We start from the raw sequence: 14,020 nt of genomic DNA on the forward strand, positions 1-14,020 counted from the left end.
CGATGCGAGGGTTTTCGGGCGGCCGAACTTTGAATGATCAAGTATTTGAGATGGCGCTAATAAAGACGTGTAATCTAGGACGGTTCGTGCGGGGATTGTTGCTTGCCTCGAAAGGGGTGCGTCTTCCTTGCTGGCGGCCTGAATGGTGATGCATGATCTCACCGGACGAATCCATAAAGCAGCGGAGGGGCGCATCGATGGGCATCACCGAAAGGCAGAGGATGGCGGCGGCTGAATGGTATTGCTGCCTCGATCCCGAACTCGATGCGTTGCGGTGGCGGGCGCGCGAGGCCGTGCACGAGCATAACACGATGCCGCCAGTGCAGCGCGGCAATCTCGGGCCGGCTTTGGCTGCGCTCTTCGCTCGCGCTGCGGAGAATGTTTTCATCGAAGCGCCGTTTCACTGCTCCTATGGGATGAACATCTCGCTTGGTCGGCGGGTCTATCTCAATGCAGGCTGCACCATTCTCGACAGTGGCAGCGTGCGCATCGGCGAAGGCAGCATGCTGGGGCCGGGCGTTCATATATATTGTGCGGAACACCACAGGGACCCGGAGAAGCGGCGCGCCGGCATGGAGATTGCGCGACCGGTTATGATCGGCAGGGATGTGTGGATCGGGGGCGGAGCCATTATTCTAGGTGGCGCGACGATCGGCGACGGGGCGATCGTGGGGGCCGGCTCGGTCGTGACAAGAGATGTCGCAGCGGGTGCGATCGTGGTCGGTAATCCCGCCCGGCCTGTCGGCGGGAGCTAGAAAGAGGATCAGTTCGCCGGGCGGCGGCGTTTTGTCCACCACACCGCAAAACGCCGGCGCCAGCGACGGACGACCGGCATATCGTGTGACAGCACGATGAAGCCAAGCGGCAGCATCCAGAAGCCGAGCACCGGCATGAAGCCAAGCAGTCCGCCGAAGATGAGGGCAATGCCGACGCCGACGCGCGCAAGCCGCGATCGGGGCAGGGGAATTCTCACAGAGCCGAAAACAAGCTCGCGAGTTGAGGGATCAATGCCGAAACGGCGGGTTTTCCGGCCATTTCGATCGGCATTTGTTGTCGTTTCGCTTTGATCAGTCATCCACAGGAAATGGTGAGGCGGCGAAATAATGCAAGAGAATTCGATTTTTTTGAAAAAACCGCTTGGCAAATCGGGCAAGCGTTTGTATTAGCCCACTCACACCGCGCCAAGCGCATTCCCTGGTAGCTCAGCGGTAGAGCATTCGACTGTTAATCGACAGGTCGCCGGTTCGAATCCGGCCCGGGGAGCCACTCTTTCTGAGAAGAGTTCGTTTTTTCTGTATTATAAAGAATACAGATTTTCTTCCTCGCCACCTCTGAAGTCATCATCGTCGATGATATCCGCGCTGCGGTCAAGCCGCCGGCGTCCATCTTCCTCGATGGTGGTTATTCTGGAGACGGCGTCGCCTGGGCGCGCCTGCGTGATCAGCAGGGAAGCCACGACGGTCTTTTCGGTTGCGCAGCCGGGCTATTTGCGCTTGGGTCGGGCGAAAAGCTTGACTCTAAGGAACAATAAAAATGATGCGCCAATGGATGGTTTTGGCTTTGTGTGTATCGATCAGCGCCGGACACGCTTTGGCTGATACCGATTCCGTCTCGAATGCGAAAACGCTTTGCCGAGCAGTGGACACGACCATTTCGCTATCGCCGTGCACCTATTCCGAAGAAACGAAAACGGTCACGGTCTCTGTCGCGACGAGAGGTGGGGACGCTCAAGAACTCTGCCGAACCATTGAGAGCTCTCTCATAGAAAAGCAGATATATTTCGGTGCCGATCCCTGGAAGCTGAATCTGAAATCGCCGGCCAGCGGCGACGACACGATCGCATCTTGTGATTTGCCGCAAACTCCCCGTTGAAGGGGACGCCGGCCCGGGGGAGTGGTGGGTGAAACGAGAACGGGTGAGATGTCGAAAATCAACGATCTGATAGCGTCGGCAAAGACCGTTTGCGACCGATACGAAAAAGGGCGCATGGAGAGAGAAACAGTCCGAGAATGGGTCTTGCGTCTGGGTGCTTATCCACCGCCGCATGGCGATCGTGTGCGGGAAGCGGCGGAGTGGTTCAGGGCTCACTCTGCAACCGAAGTGCCGGCCGATGTGCGAGATGTCGATCTGGACAGATTAAGAGCAATCTTTTCGCAGTAAGCCGATCGCACTTGATTGTCATCAAGGATACTGTAGACACCCAAGAAGAACGCGACTGCCGTTAATTTAGAACGGGGTCGGGCGGCCGATTGACGTCACGTTGCTGCTGCGAGATCACGCAGCCGTTCTTTTGTCCCAAGCCTGAGAGAGTGAACGAGCTGCATCAGCGGAGTGTGCAATTTTATTGCACGCGCCTCCGGGCGCCGATTTCTTCGGCCCTAGTCTGGATGGGATGTCTGTGAATGCAAACTCTCGCAGAGCATCGTGGGTCGAGTGTGTGTTCAGCGCAATCTCGGCCTGATCGTCCTCGTTTGCACGATTCTTTATGCCATTCCACGCACCGCAATTCTTGGCGTAATCCTGACGACGGCTTCCTGGGCGGTGCTATCTGCGCCCATTTTCGTCTCGGAGAAGCAGGGTCTCCGCCACAACTTATCAGTTTGCTTTTGGGCATCTTGGCCTGGGAAGGTCTTTATCTTCGCGACGAGCGGCTTCGAAGCCTCCTGCCCATCCGTTCCCCAATCGGCTGAGAATCGAAAATCCGCTTTGCCAGGGCTTTTTTGTACTGCAACAACAGAGTCTTGCATTCCTGCCGATGAAAGGGTTTCCGGCACGATACAATGGCGGTTTTCGAGCCGCTATCGGCAAATCTCATGCAGATGTGTGTGGTATTTTGACGAAATTTGGTTCAAGGTATGGTTGCTCTCGCGAATGTGAGAAAATGTTCATGTGTCGTTAATCTGAACCAGCGCATGAACATAAGGGCGCGATCCGCGCAGCATAGTCCCCCAATGCTTTAGAGGTTCAACATGAAAAACCTGATTCTTGCTTCTGCACTTGCACTGGCATCGGTCGTTGCCGTCAGCGCACCGTCCGAGGCGGCTCCGATGCATCATCGTCACCATCACCATTGCTATATGAAGAAGGTGAAGCACAGAGTTCATGGCCACTGGGTCATTCGCAAGGAACGCGTCTGCCGTTAATCGGTAGAAGCTTCGAACTGGCGCAAAATCCCCTCTGATTGCAAGTCGGCCGCTACCGATATCCTCGGCAGCGGCCGTTTCGTTTCTGGAACTCTATGAAGAGGGACCTGTGAGACTTTCGTCCCGATGCATTAAGGACGAATTTCGAATATTACGCCGCTTTGATGCCGGCGATGATAGCGGCGGTCGTCGCGCCAGCCACTGTCCCCGCGCCAGCCACCGTCCCGCTGGCGGCCACGGTCCCATCCGCGATCCTCGTGCCAATGACGGCGATCATGACCGCGCCAGCGGCGGCGATTGTCATATGAATCCGGGTGCCAGCGCGTTCCCTGCTCTTGAACCAGAACAATATCTGAAGCCGTCGCGGGTGAAGCGCGGGGCGGCGCTGCCATCGTCGGCATAGTGACCGACAGCAGCGAGCCTACGGCAAGCGCGGCGGTCAAAGCGATCGAAGCGAGGTTTTTCAAAATGATAACTCCTTTATTCAGTCATATGCCCTTGAGCAGTAAACGCTATCGCCGCGACAAGGTTCCCCCTTCTGGTTGATCGGGGATGGTCGCAACACGTTTTGCTCGCAGGGGCTTGACTTCAGGAGCCGCTGGTCAAGAAAAAAGGGGGCCGGCAGGGAAAGCCGGACCCCTTCCTTCTCTGATCGGAGGTCAAGTCAGATCAGGTTAGAAGTTGCGTTCGAAGCGGAGAATGCCGGAGACGGTATCGTCCTTGGCATAGTCATAATGAACGTAGGTCAATTCCGGCTCGACCAGGAGGTTCTTGACCGGGTTGAACTTGAGGTTCGTGGTTGCTTCGAAGATCTTCGAGTCGGTATAGGCGAGCTGGAGGTTCCACTTCAGCTTTTCGTTGATCGGAACGCCGACGCCGCCCCAAACTGCCCAATCGCCCCAGCCGCACTTCGAGCCATTGACGGTGCCGTTCGGCGCCGTGCAAGCAGAGATGTCCTGGTTCGAGCCGGCATACTGGTTCAGCTTCTTGCCGTCCGTGTTGTAGCCGCCCATCAGGAAGGCCGTGAGGAAGCCGAAGTCGGCATCGATACGAGCCTTGACAGCACCTTCTTCGACTATGGAGTCATACCCGCCGACGACCTTGAAGCCCCACGCGCCAGACTTGAAGCCGAGACCGCCAACGACGTTCGGGGCGTAGTGGTTGGACCTCGACTGTTCCCAAGCACCGTCGTAAGTCGTCGAATCGGAAGCGGAGTTGCTATCTTCGAGCGAGATAACAGCCGAGAAGCCGTTGCCGGCGTCATATTCATAGGTCAACTGGTTGAGTTCGTATGGGCCGTCATAGATCACGTCGTCGTTGATGACGTCGCCGGCGTAACCCATGTACAGGTTGTACTGGGAGTCCTTCTTACCAACGGTGAAGCCGCCGAGGCTGATGTAGGACCACAGCAGGTTCGTGCTGGTGGAGCCGCCGTCGTTCCAGTCCCAACGGACGATGGTCTCGGTCTTCAGCGGACCGTATTCGGTGTCCGTCGCGGTGTCGACATTCAGCTCTGCACGGGTGTGCCACAGCGTACCCTGCCTGCTGACGCGATTATAGGCGTTGTACCACTCGCCTTCCGTGCGGACCTTGCCGCCGATCTTGAGGCAGGTTTCGGTGCCTGGGATGAAGAAGTAGCCAGCGCCGTAAGCGTCGCAGATGCGAACGTATTCGAGCGGCTCCGGCTCAGCGGCAACGATCGCGTCGGCCGCATGAGCGCCGGATACTGCCGCAAGCGCAGCAGCGGAGCCGAGAAGAAGGCTCTTGATGTTCATAATAACTCCAATCTTTCTTGATTGGGTATGAGATAACCCGTCGAAAAGACGACGTGCCCAACCCCATCCCGTTCATGTTCCCTATCAGTAGCTGCGAAGTAATAAGCTTCACGAACTATTACCTGAACCTGCTTTGCTGATTTGGCAAGATACTAAGGTTTCCGAACTATGTGCGTGCTATTCGAAAAAAAGCTTTGTTGCAAAAATGACGCAATTCGCCGGGTAAGCTGATTATACAGGCCCTTTAGCCGCCTTCGTGGAAGTTGTAGCCAGGGGGAGTGCGGCAAGCGATCAAGCGCCTTTGCGTTGCAAGCATTCGCTTGAATGGTGACGCTTGTGACGCGGGATGGGCGCATGGTCTGTCTATCGACGCAGAAGTCCGACATCCCCGCTGGCTCGATATTAAGCCAGGGATCGACGACCCATCGGCAAACCAAACGCATGTAACGTCATGAAATTCGATTTGTATTCCCCACGTGTGCGGTTAGCGATTATCTATTCCCATACCGTCGGCAGATAATGCGGCAGAGATCCGGCATGGCGGACCACACGAAGGCATGGGCCGGATCTCGCTCCGAAAGTGAAGCAATGGGATTTGTAAATTGGCGACTCGTCGGCATTCTCAGATCACGTGGTCGGCATCGCGCTGAAAACTTTCAGCGGCACTATGAGCCATGGGCTGTTTTCTCCATGGAGCTCTTCGAGCGAGAAATCGAGGCCTTCTACAGGCGCTCGCGATTTACCGTCGTGATCTCGGCGCGGCGTGATTACGCTGCACGTCTTGTTTGAATTTCGCGAATCCATTTGGTCGTGATTTGAAAAAAGCCGGAGCGTTCGCCCCGGCTTTGTGTGTTCGTCTCCCCTTCATGGTCGGCCGTCCAATTGAATGGCACGTTCCACGAGAAGTTTCGGTCCTGACAGTTTAATTATTCAACGCGCCACCGATAATGGCACCAAGCGCGAAGGCTGCTGCGGGATACCAAAGGCCGTCGCTATGGCGACGGTAGCCGGGTCGACGGTCGCGGTAGCCCCGATATCCGTGATAGTAGCCACGCTCGTCCCGGCCACGGTGCGGCCCCCATCCAGGACGGTCTTGTCCTCTCTGAGGCATATTCCGGTGAACCTCTCCAGACCGATCGCGATGGTGACGCGGCCATTCCTGCGCATTGGCGAGGGGTGCTGCGAGCATTGTGGCAGCCATGGCGACGATGAATATCTTCTTCATTGGTTGTTTCCTTGTTATTCGCAAGGGAACCTTAGTAACTGTAAGGTGAACAGGAAGTGAACTTTAAACCCAAAAATGTGGTCGGGGGGCGATTGCCACACCCCGTTTCGCTGCGGCGAATGACTCCTGCCAAAATTGCCGCGCCCCAAAAAATCCAATGATTTCTCAAGTGCTTATGATGGAAAAAGGGGAAGGATGGAGGCCTCGCCCGGAATCGAACCGGGATGCAAGGATTTGCAGTCCTCTGCGTAACCACTCCGCCACGAGGCCATCCGATATATAAAGGCGAGTGATGGCGGGCGTTTAGAACGAATCTTGAATGGGCGCAAGGGCCTCGCTCTGAATATCGCTCTTTTTTCGCTGCGAGTAACAGCTTGCTGGCCGCCTGCAGCGGGTAGGGATGCTCGATGCTTTGCCGTCTACTCTTCCAGGCATGGAAAAGCGAATTTGTAGGAGCGCGCGATTAACGCACTGGCGGGGCGCTCGAGCTGCCATGAATGCTCCGCCATCCACTTGCACGCGATCGCGGTCGCTTTGGCGTTGCTGAGATCGGAGGGGAGGCAAAAGGCGCCGACAAACTGTTGAAGATAATGCTCATAGCGCGATGAGTTCTTCGGCGTTTGCTTGGTGGCCCGAATCGTCAGATTTTTTGTGCGCTGAGCTTCGTCGAGGATTCCCTGGATATAGACGGAGGCAAGCGCCCGATTCTCTTCGCACCATTCGTCAAGCTGTTTGCCGGTGACGAGATGTCCGATAATCGGTGCCGCCGCTTGCGGTGCTTCGTCGCTGAGGGCGGCCTGGGGTGCAAGAAGGATAAGCAAGGCTGCGGTGGAGGGCGAAAGCCTCATTCTGTGACCTACATCATCGAAGAAAGACTGGCGGCCAGGAAAACGACCAGTGGCAGGGAGGTTGCGACGAAAAGAACAAGAGAAATGGACATTCAGCCAGCCTTCTTTTGAAATTTGATCTTAACCCGGATGGCTTCGGGTAGTTGAGCGTGGTCCTGCGGCGTTAAGATTTGCTTAACGGGCGTCCCGCTATGGAGCGCCTTTCTCTCTTGTTCACGACAAGATAGGCGCCGCCGCAAGCCATGCGCTCAATTGCATCCTCCGTCCAGGAAATTCCATCGCCGTAACGGATAAGGGCAATGGAGACGGCTCGATCGGCATTTGAACACCGCGGCTGTTGTTCGTTGGAGACGCATCGCGATGAATCTCCACCCCGGTTGCCACGATGCCTTGAAAGCTTGGCCGCACGCGATTAAGACACGCTTAGCACTGAAGCAAAGCCGGCCTATCTGGGGCGTAAAGGGCGCAAGAGGATATGATGGATTTCGAAGCAGCACGCGTGAAGATGGTCGAGAACCAGATCCGCACGACGGATGTCACCTCCCATTCCGTGTTGAATGCATTTTTCGCGGTGCCGCGCGAAAATTTCGTGCCGGAGAAGTCGAAGCTCCTGGCTTATGTAGATTGCGATATCGAGATTGCCCCGGCCGCTGCCGGCAAGGCCGCACGCTTCCTCATGGAAGCCTCGCCGCTGGCAAAGCTCCTGCAGCTCGGCGTCATCACCAAAGAGGACAAGGTCCTCGATGTCGGTTGCGGCACGGGATATGTCTCGGCCATCCTGTCGCTTATTGCGGATAAGGTCGTGGCTCTGGAAGCCGACGAGGATCTTGCGGCTCAGGCAAAGGCCAATCTTGCCGCGCTCGGCTACGACAACGTGACTGTCGTGACCGGCGATCTTGAAAAGGGCCACGCCGGCAGCGCGCCCTTCAATGTCATTTTTGTCGATGGTTCGGTCGAGCAGGTGCCGCAGGCGCTTCTTGATCAACTCGGTGAAGACGGCCGTCTCATCGCGGTATTGGGCTATGGCCATGCCGCACGCGCCACAGTTTTCATGCGTGAACGCGGCGCCTTTTCGGAAAACGTCTTTTTCAACGCGTCGATCAAGCCGCTGCCGGGCTTTGCCAAGGCCAAGGAATTCGTATTCTGATCGTTTGAGCGATCGACGATGCGTTCGCAACAGGCGCCTCCGGGCGCCTGTTTTTTATTGCGCCGACATGTGGCAGAATCGCAAATGCAGTGCGATTCGCAGCGATCGTAACAAAACTGTGCATCACCGGGTTTAGTGCTTTCACGGTGATTTTTTTCCCGAGGACACTCATCTAGGGTGACCCTGATTCGGGTGCTTCTTTCTGCGAGTTTCCGATCGTTGAATATGGGAATACGGGGATGAATATGGCTCAGCCAAATGTAGTGCGTGAACCGTCCATGGAAGAGATTCTGGCTTCGATCCGCAGAATCATCGAAAGCAACGAGCCCGGGGGCGCCAAGCCCATTTCCTCTACGAATTTTACCAACTCCGGCGCCCGCGATGACGATATTCGCCTGACTGTCGATGAGGAGTTCGCCGCGGCGGATCGAGCACTGGCCGCCGAAGCCGAGCCGCGCTTTGTTGCCGCAAATTCGCAGATGCCTGTCGCTGAGCCGCAAAGCGCGGACCGTGGCCTGTCGCTTGCCGATGTCGCAGCACGCGTTCGCGCCGCTTCGGAGCGCAATGCCGCGCTGCTGAGCGCTGGACGCGAGCTGCCGCAACCGCGCGAACTGCCGCCGGCCATGGCTGCGCGTCTTGCCGAAGCTCGTGGCGAGCGCGTTGCGGACTTCCCGTTGCGAAACGCCGTTACCGACTCGGCGCCGTCAGCCATTCTTCCAATGCCCGAAGTTGCGTCGGCCTCCACGATGGAACCGGAACTGGAGGAGCGGAAAGTGCCTGAGGCTCCCGCTGCCCCACAGGTGGCCGCTCCCGTGGAGATGCCGATTTTCGAGGCGCCGGAACTGCGCGCATCCGTCGCCGCTGAAACCGAAGATTTCTCTGAGCAGGTGCAACATACGTCGCCGTTGATGTCGGAAACCGCCGGCGCGCAGGTCGCCCGCTCGTTTGACGAACTCGCTGCCGTTGTTGAAGGTGGCCCGCGTCGCTCCCTCGATGAATTGGCCCAGGAAATGCTGCGGCCCATGCTGCAGGAATGGCTTGACGACAATCTGCCGACGCTGGTTGAGCGTCTCGTGCGCGAAGAGATCGAGCGAGTGGCCCGCGGCCCGCGCCGCTGACAGCCTGGGCTTCGGCTAGACGATCCGCCGCTCCGGCCTCCGGGGCGGCTTTTTTATTGACTTGCTCACAGCCATCCTATTTACAACCCGCATCATCCAGTCCTCTAGATCCGGTCCCAAAATGCTCGACAAAACATATGATTCCGCCACCGTCGAACCGAAGATCGCCCAAAAATGGGATGAGGCCGACGCATTTCGCGCCGGTGCGAACGCCAAGCCAGGCGCGGAAACCTTCACGATCGTCATCCCGCCGCCGAACGTTACCGGCTCGCTGCACATGGGTCATGCGTTGAATAACACGCTGCAGGACATCATGGTGCGGTTCGAGCGTATGCGCGGCAAGGACGTGCTGTGGCAGCCCGGCATGGACCACGCCGGCATCGCCACGCAGATGGTCGTCGAGCGCCGCCTGGCCGAGAGACAGCAGCCGGATCGTCATAAGATCGGTCGCGAGGCGTTCATCGAAAAGGTCTGGGAATGGAAGGAAGAGTCAGGCGGCTTGATCTTCAACCAGTTGAAGCGTCTCGGCGCCTCCTGCGACTGGTCGCGCGAACGCTTCACCATGGACGAGGGCTTGTCGAAGGCCGTTCTCGAAGTCTTCGTCACGCTTTACAAGGAAGGTCTGATCTATCGCGACAAGCGGCTGGTCAACTGGGACCCGAAGATGCTGACCGCGATTTCGGACATCGAGGTCGAACAGCATGAGATCAACGGCAATCTCTGGCATCTGCGCTATCCGCTGGAGGAGGGCGTCACCTACCAGCATCCGATTGCTTTCGACGAGAACGGCAAGCCGACGGAATGGGAAACGCGCGACTATCTCGTCGTCGCCACCACCCGACCCGAGACCATGCTCGGCGATACCGGCGTAGCCGTCAACCCGGACGACGAGCGCTACAAGGCGATCGTCGGCAAGCATGTCATTCTGCCGATCGTCGGCCGCCGCATCCCGATCGTCGCCGACGAATATCCGGACCCCACGGCGGGAACGGGCGCGGTCAAGATGACGCCGGCGCATGATTTCAACGACTTCGACGTCGGCAAGCGCCGGGGTCTGCGTGTCGTCAACATTCTGACGCCGGAAGCGACCATCACCATCAAGGACAACGAAGACTTCCTCGAGGGGCTGGATCATCCCGCCGCGCTGCATGGCGCCTGGGATGAGCTGGAAGGCAAGGACCGTTTCGAGGCGCGCAAGATCATTGTCCGCATCTTCGAGGAGGCTGGCCTGCTCGACAAGGTCGAGCCGCACAAGCACACGGTTCCGCATGGCGACCGCGGCGGCGTGCCGATCGAACCGCGCTTGACCGAGCAGTGGTATGTCGACGCCAAGACCCTCGCCGAACCGGCAATCGCTTCCGTCCGCGAAGGCCGTACCAAGCTTGTTCCGAAGAGCTGGGACAAGACCTATTACGACTGGATGGAGAATATTCAGCCATGGTGCGTTTCGCGCCAGCTCTGGTGGGGTCATCAGATCCCGGCCTGGTACGGACCGGATGGACAGGTCTTCGTCGAAAAGACCGAGGAAGAGGCGCTGCAGGCGGCAATCCAGCATTACCTGTCCCATGAAGGGCCGATGAAGGCCTATGTCGAGGACCTGCTGGAAAACTTCAAGCCGGGCGAAATCCTGACGCGTGACGAAGACGTTCTCGACACATGGTTCTCGTCGGCGCTTTGGCCTTTCTCGACGCTCGGCTGGCCGGATGAGACGCCGGAACTGGCGCGTTACTATCCCACCAATGTGCTCGTCACCGGTTTCGACATCATCTTTTTCTGGGTCGCCCGCATGATGATGATGGGTCTTCATTTCATGAAGGACGAGAATGGTGAGCCCGTCGAGCCGTTCAGCACCGTCTATGTGCACGCCCTGGTGCGCGACAAGAACGGGCAGAAGATGTCGAAGTCCAAGGGCAACGTCATCGATCCGCTCGAACTGATCGATCAGTACGGCGCAGATTCGCTGCGTTTCACGCTGGCGATCATGGCGGCGCAGGGCCGCGACGTGAAGCTCGATCCGGCCCGCATTGCCGGCTACCGCAATTTCGGCACCAAGCTGTGGAATGCCACGCGCTTTGCCGAGATGAACGGTGCCAAGAGCGATCCGCATTTCGTGCCGGAAGCAGCCGAGCTCACCATCAATCGCTGGATCCTGACCGAGCTTGCGCGCACGGAGCTAGACGTGACCGAGGCGCTGGAATCCTATCGCTTCAACGATGCCGCGAGCGTGCTCTATCGCTTCATCTGGAATCAGTTCTGCGACTGGTATCTCGAACTGTTGAAGCCGATCTTCGGTGGTAACGACGACAACGCCAAGGCCGAGGCGCAGTCCTGCGCGGCCTATGTTCTCGAAGAGACCTACAAGCTGCTGCATCCCTTCATGCCCTTCATGACCGAAGAGCTCTGGGCGCATACGGCAGGCGAGGGGCAGGAGCGTGACGGCCTGATCTGCCATGCCGACTGGCCGGCTCCCTCCTATGCGGACGATGTCGCGGCCGACGAGATCAACTGGCTGATCGATCTTGTTTCCGGCCTGCGCTCCGTACGTTCGGAAATGAATGTGCCGCCGGCGGCCACCGCACCATTGGTCGTCGTCGGCTCCAACGGCTTGACGCGCGAGCGCCTGTTCCGTCACGACGCCGCCATCAAGCGACTGGCGCGCGTCGAGGCGATCTCGCTCGCCGATACCGCGCCGAAGGGGGCTGCCCAGATCATTGTCGGCGAGGCGACGGTCTGCCTGCCGCTCGGCAACCTTATCGACCTTTCCGCCGAAAAGGGCCGTCTCGAAAAGGCGATTGCCAAGAACGAGCAGGAGATCGCTCGTATCGTCGGCAAGCTCTCGAACGAGAAGTTCGTCGCCAACGCGAACCCGGACATCGTCGCCGCCGAGCGTGAACGTCTCGGCGAGCTCGAAGGGCAGCTTGCCAGTCTGAAGGTGGCGCTTGCCCGGGTCAGCGAAGCCGCCTGAAAACCAAGGCTTTTATCCAAGGAAAGGGCACGCCGACGAAAGTCGCGTGCCCTTTTGTTTGTCCGTCGATTCGACTTGGATTGACTGGAGAAAATATGTCTTTGGCCCGCCACCAGTTTCGCACAGGTGAAATGGTTTACCCTCAAATATGGTGGGTATTGTCGAAAAGCGGAACTGTTGTCAGATTGTAACAGATTTGTTGCCGTGAAGAATGAGAATCTACGTGGGGATGAAAATGATATTTCAGAAGCAAAAATTGCCTAAAATTGTAGATATTCTGGCATGGAGTTCGTTTTCTTACGTAAATCAATTGTTACCTAAAGTCGTTGTCGCTCCCAAAGGCCGCATTGCCAATTCAAACGATCGTCGCAACAATCGAATGAATGAATGCATAGGTGGGGGAGACACAATGGCATTTTCTGTTGCGTTGAGGGGGGCATTTGCGCTCGTCATCGGTTCATCATTCGCAAGCGCCGCTTTTGCGGGCGGTCTTGATCGTTCCGGCTATGATATCGATCTGCTGTTCGACAAGGGACGATATGTTTTCGAGTCCGGCGTTACCTACGTCATGCCCGACCGTAAACTGAAGAATGCGAAGGATACCGATCCGAGCGACGGCAACCTCAACGGCCGTAGTCACTCGACCGATGCCTCGGAAAATTATGCGATGCCCTATGTCGCTTTCAAGATCGGCATCACCGACGACCTCGATTGCATGGCTGATTACTCTCAGCCGTTCGGTGGGCATCTTAACGAAGGCCTGAACTGGGCCGGTGCCAACAATGAGAGCGAGGTCAAGGTCAGCACGAACAATTATGCGGCCACCTGCTCGTACAAGTTCGATGCGGGTCCGGGCGACTTGCGTCTGATCGGCGGTGGCTTCTATCAGGAAGTCAGTGGCTTCAAGTCCCGTCTTGTCTCGGTCATTCCGGCTCCGCTTTCCTCCGTCTACGATGGTGTCGGTTCGCTTGATGTGGACGGTCACGGCTGGGGCTGGCGCGCCGGTCTCGCCTATGAAATACCGGAATATGCCTTCCGCACGAGTCTCGTCTATAACAGCCGGGTCAAGTACGACAACCTCAAGGGCAGTGTCGATCTGACGGAACTGCCGCCGATCCGCCCGTTCTTTGGCAAGCTCACGTCCGTCTTCGGATCGGCCGATGCTCCCGACTCGCTGGAATGGAAGGTGCAAAGCGGCATAGCGCCGGACTGGCTCGCTTTCGGCTCGGTGAAGTGGACGAATTGGAGCATTCTGCAAAGCATCGCTCTTTGCCCGACATCGACGCGCGGCACGTCGTGCAAGGTCGGTGGTGCCACGGAGCTCACCTCGCTTGATCTGCTGTACCGCGACGGCTGGACCATTAGTGGCGGCATCGGGCACAAGTTCAATGACAAGTGGAGCGGCGCCGTCAGCCTGGGCTGGGATCGCGGCACGAGTGACGGATACGGCATGAATTCGGATACCTGGACGCTTGGTGCGGGTGTTGCCTACAAACCGACGGAGCATGTCCAGTTCAACTTCGGCGGTGCGCTTGGCCTGATGACATCAGGCAAATCCGGGCCGGTCACACGCGGCGGCATAGTCTACGGCAACGATGCCAGCTATAGCTTCGGCAATGATTTGGTCGCGGCTCTCCAGACGTCGATGAAGGTGAGCTTCTAACGATAAGCCTTTGGATTAAAGACTATATTTTATTTAAGTGATCTGTACGCCGCGAGCCTTCTTGGTCTCGCGGCGTTTCATTGTGAAGCCGTGGGGAAACACGCTCGAAAATGATCTACCTGGGCACGTTATGGTT

General features: G+C 57.6%; 14 protein-coding genes and 2 tRNA genes. 9 read left to right on the top strand and 7 right to left on the bottom strand.

Features of this window, described 5'->3' with window-relative positions:
• Nucleotides 1–197: 197 nt before the first annotated feature.
• A complete protein-coding gene (locus tag FHT28_RS06145; RefSeq protein ID WP_168595790.1) occupies nt 198–755 on the top strand; it encodes a sugar O-acetyltransferase in 558 nt (185 codons plus the stop codon).
• 8 nt (nt 756–763) lie between these two features.
• Here the strand turns inward: FHT28_RS06145 and FHT28_RS06150 are convergent, their stop codons facing one another.
• Nucleotides 764–1,075: a membrane protein gene (locus tag FHT28_RS06150; RefSeq protein WP_037199979.1), complete on the bottom strand. Its 312-nt coding sequence runs from the start codon at nt 1,073–1,075 to the stop codon at nt 764–766.
• A 116-nt stretch (nt 1,076–1,191) separates the two neighbouring features.
• On the opposite strand from FHT28_RS06150, the gene FHT28_RS06155 reads away from it, so the two are divergent.
• Nucleotides 1,192–1,266: transfer RNA gene (locus FHT28_RS06155), tRNA-Asn, on the top strand.
• A 31-nt stretch (nt 1,267–1,297) separates the two neighbouring features.
• On the opposite strand, the gene FHT28_RS06160 is transcribed toward FHT28_RS06155, so the two are convergent.
• Nucleotides 1,298–1,456, bottom strand: coding sequence for a hypothetical protein (locus tag FHT28_RS06160; RefSeq protein WP_156143712.1), 159 nt, complete (start codon nt 1,454–1,456; stop codon nt 1,298–1,300).
• 77 nt (nt 1,457–1,533) lie between these two features.
• Between FHT28_RS06160 and FHT28_RS06165 the strand changes: the two genes are divergently transcribed.
• From FHT28_RS06165 to FHT28_RS06180, 3 genes are all read left to right on the top strand, one after another.
• Nucleotides 1,534–1,872, top strand: coding sequence for a hypothetical protein (locus FHT28_RS06165; RefSeq protein ID WP_092573668.1), 339 nt, complete (start codon nt 1,534–1,536; stop codon nt 1,870–1,872).
• 48 nt (nt 1,873–1,920) lie between these two features.
• Nucleotides 1,921–2,160: a hypothetical protein gene (locus FHT28_RS36800; RefSeq protein ID WP_037201750.1), complete on the top strand. Its 240-nt coding sequence runs from the start codon at nt 1,921–1,923 to the stop codon at nt 2,158–2,160.
• Between the two features lie 809 nt (nt 2,161–2,969).
• Entirely contained in the window at nt 2,970–3,143 is a 174-nt protein-coding gene (locus tag FHT28_RS06180) for a hypothetical protein (RefSeq protein ID WP_167669543.1), read from the top strand.
• Between the two features lie 151 nt (nt 3,144–3,294).
• Here the strand turns inward: FHT28_RS06180 and FHT28_RS06185 are convergent, their stop codons facing one another.
• The 5 genes from FHT28_RS06185 to FHT28_RS06205 form a co-directional block, all read right to left on the bottom strand.
• Nucleotides 3,295–3,447, bottom strand: a complete 153-nt coding sequence (locus FHT28_RS06185; protein WP_167669544.1) for a hypothetical protein — start codon at nt 3,445–3,447, stop codon at nt 3,295–3,297.
• Between the two features lie 370 nt (nt 3,448–3,817).
• Nucleotides 3,818–4,918 (bottom strand): porin, encoded by a 1,101-nt coding sequence (locus FHT28_RS06190; RefSeq protein ID WP_037201757.1) that lies wholly within the window; start codon nt 4,916–4,918, stop codon nt 3,818–3,820.
• A gap of 922 nt (nt 4,919–5,840) precedes the next feature.
• Nucleotides 5,841–6,143, bottom strand: coding sequence for a hypothetical protein (locus FHT28_RS35860; protein WP_210166089.1), 303 nt, complete (start codon nt 6,141–6,143; stop codon nt 5,841–5,843).
• A 196-nt stretch (nt 6,144–6,339) separates the two neighbouring features.
• A tRNA-Cys gene (locus tag FHT28_RS06200) sits at nt 6,340–6,413 on the bottom strand.
• Between the two features lie 149 nt (nt 6,414–6,562).
• Nucleotides 6,563–6,991 carry a Rap1a/Tai family immunity protein gene (locus tag FHT28_RS06205; RefSeq protein ID WP_037201764.1) on the bottom strand — a complete coding sequence of 143 codons (429 nt, stop codon included), beginning with the start codon at nt 6,989–6,991 and terminating at the stop codon, nt 6,563–6,565.
• Between the two features lie 475 nt (nt 6,992–7,466).
• On the opposite strand from FHT28_RS06205, the gene FHT28_RS06210 reads away from it, so the two are divergent.
• From FHT28_RS06210 to FHT28_RS06225, 4 genes are all read left to right on the top strand, one after another.
• Nucleotides 7,467–8,138 (top strand): protein-L-isoaspartate O-methyltransferase, encoded by a 672-nt coding sequence (locus FHT28_RS06210; RefSeq protein ID WP_173410756.1) that lies wholly within the window; start codon nt 7,467–7,469, stop codon nt 8,136–8,138.
• A gap of 245 nt (nt 8,139–8,383) precedes the next feature.
• Complete coding sequence (locus FHT28_RS06215; protein WP_168595791.1) at nt 8,384–9,256, top strand: DUF2497 domain-containing protein; 873 nt, start codon at nt 8,384–8,386, stop codon at nt 9,254–9,256.
• 121 nt (nt 9,257–9,377) lie between these two features.
• Entirely contained in the window at nt 9,378–12,221 is a 2,844-nt protein-coding gene (locus FHT28_RS06220; protein WP_037201768.1) for a valine--tRNA ligase, read from the top strand.
• Between the two features lie 409 nt (nt 12,222–12,630).
• On the top strand, nt 12,631–13,884 hold the full coding sequence (locus FHT28_RS06225; RefSeq protein WP_168595792.1) for an OmpP1/FadL family transporter: 1,254 nt from the start codon (nt 12,631–12,633) through the stop codon (nt 13,882–13,884).
• The last annotated feature ends 136 nt before the right edge of the window (nt 13,885–14,020 follow it).

Origin of the sequence: Rhizobium sp. SG570, from assembly GCF_012275345.1 — a bacterium.
Taxonomy (GTDB): domain Bacteria; phylum Pseudomonadota; class Alphaproteobacteria; order Rhizobiales; family Rhizobiaceae; genus Rhizobium; species Rhizobium lusitanum.

Bases quoted from the DNA above. Each gene is read 5' to 3' on its own strand.
- FHT28_RS06150 (WP_037199979.1), bottom strand. From the start codon at position 1,075: ATGACTGATCAAAGCGAAACGACAACAAATGCCGATCGAAATGGCCGG.
- FHT28_RS06185 (WP_167669544.1), bottom strand. From the start codon at position 3,447: ATGACAATCGCCGCCGCTGGCGCGGTCATGATCGCCGTCATTGGCACG.
- FHT28_RS06225 (WP_168595792.1), top strand. From the start codon at position 12,631: ATGGCATTTTCTGTTGCGTTGAGGGGGGCATTTGCGCTCGTCATCGGT.
- FHT28_RS06145 (WP_168595790.1), top strand. From the start codon at position 198: ATGGGCATCACCGAAAGGCAGAGGATGGCGGCGGCTGAATGGTATTGC.
- FHT28_RS06190 (WP_037201757.1), bottom strand. From the start codon at position 4,918: ATGAACATCAAGAGCCTTCTTCTCGGCTCCGCTGCTGCGCTTGCGGCA.
- FHT28_RS06205 (WP_037201764.1), bottom strand. From the start codon at position 6,991: ATGAGGCTTTCGCCCTCCACCGCAGCCTTGCTTATCCTTCTTGCACCC.
- FHT28_RS06215 (WP_168595791.1), top strand. From the start codon at position 8,384: ATGGCTCAGCCAAATGTAGTGCGTGAACCGTCCATGGAAGAGATTCTG.
- FHT28_RS06210 (WP_173410756.1), top strand. From the start codon at position 7,467: ATGATGGATTTCGAAGCAGCACGCGTGAAGATGGTCGAGAACCAGATC.
- FHT28_RS06180 (WP_167669543.1), top strand. From the start codon at position 2,970: ATGAAAAACCTGATTCTTGCTTCTGCACTTGCACTGGCATCGGTCGTT.
- FHT28_RS36800 (WP_037201750.1), top strand. From the start codon at position 1,921: ATGTCGAAAATCAACGATCTGATAGCGTCGGCAAAGACCGTTTGCGAC.
- FHT28_RS06165 (WP_092573668.1), top strand. From the start codon at position 1,534: ATGATGCGCCAATGGATGGTTTTGGCTTTGTGTGTATCGATCAGCGCC.
- FHT28_RS35860 (WP_210166089.1), bottom strand. From the start codon at position 6,143: ATGAAGAAGATATTCATCGTCGCCATGGCTGCCACAATGCTCGCAGCA.
- FHT28_RS06220 (WP_037201768.1), top strand. From the start codon at position 9,378: ATGCTCGACAAAACATATGATTCCGCCACCGTCGAACCGAAGATCGCC.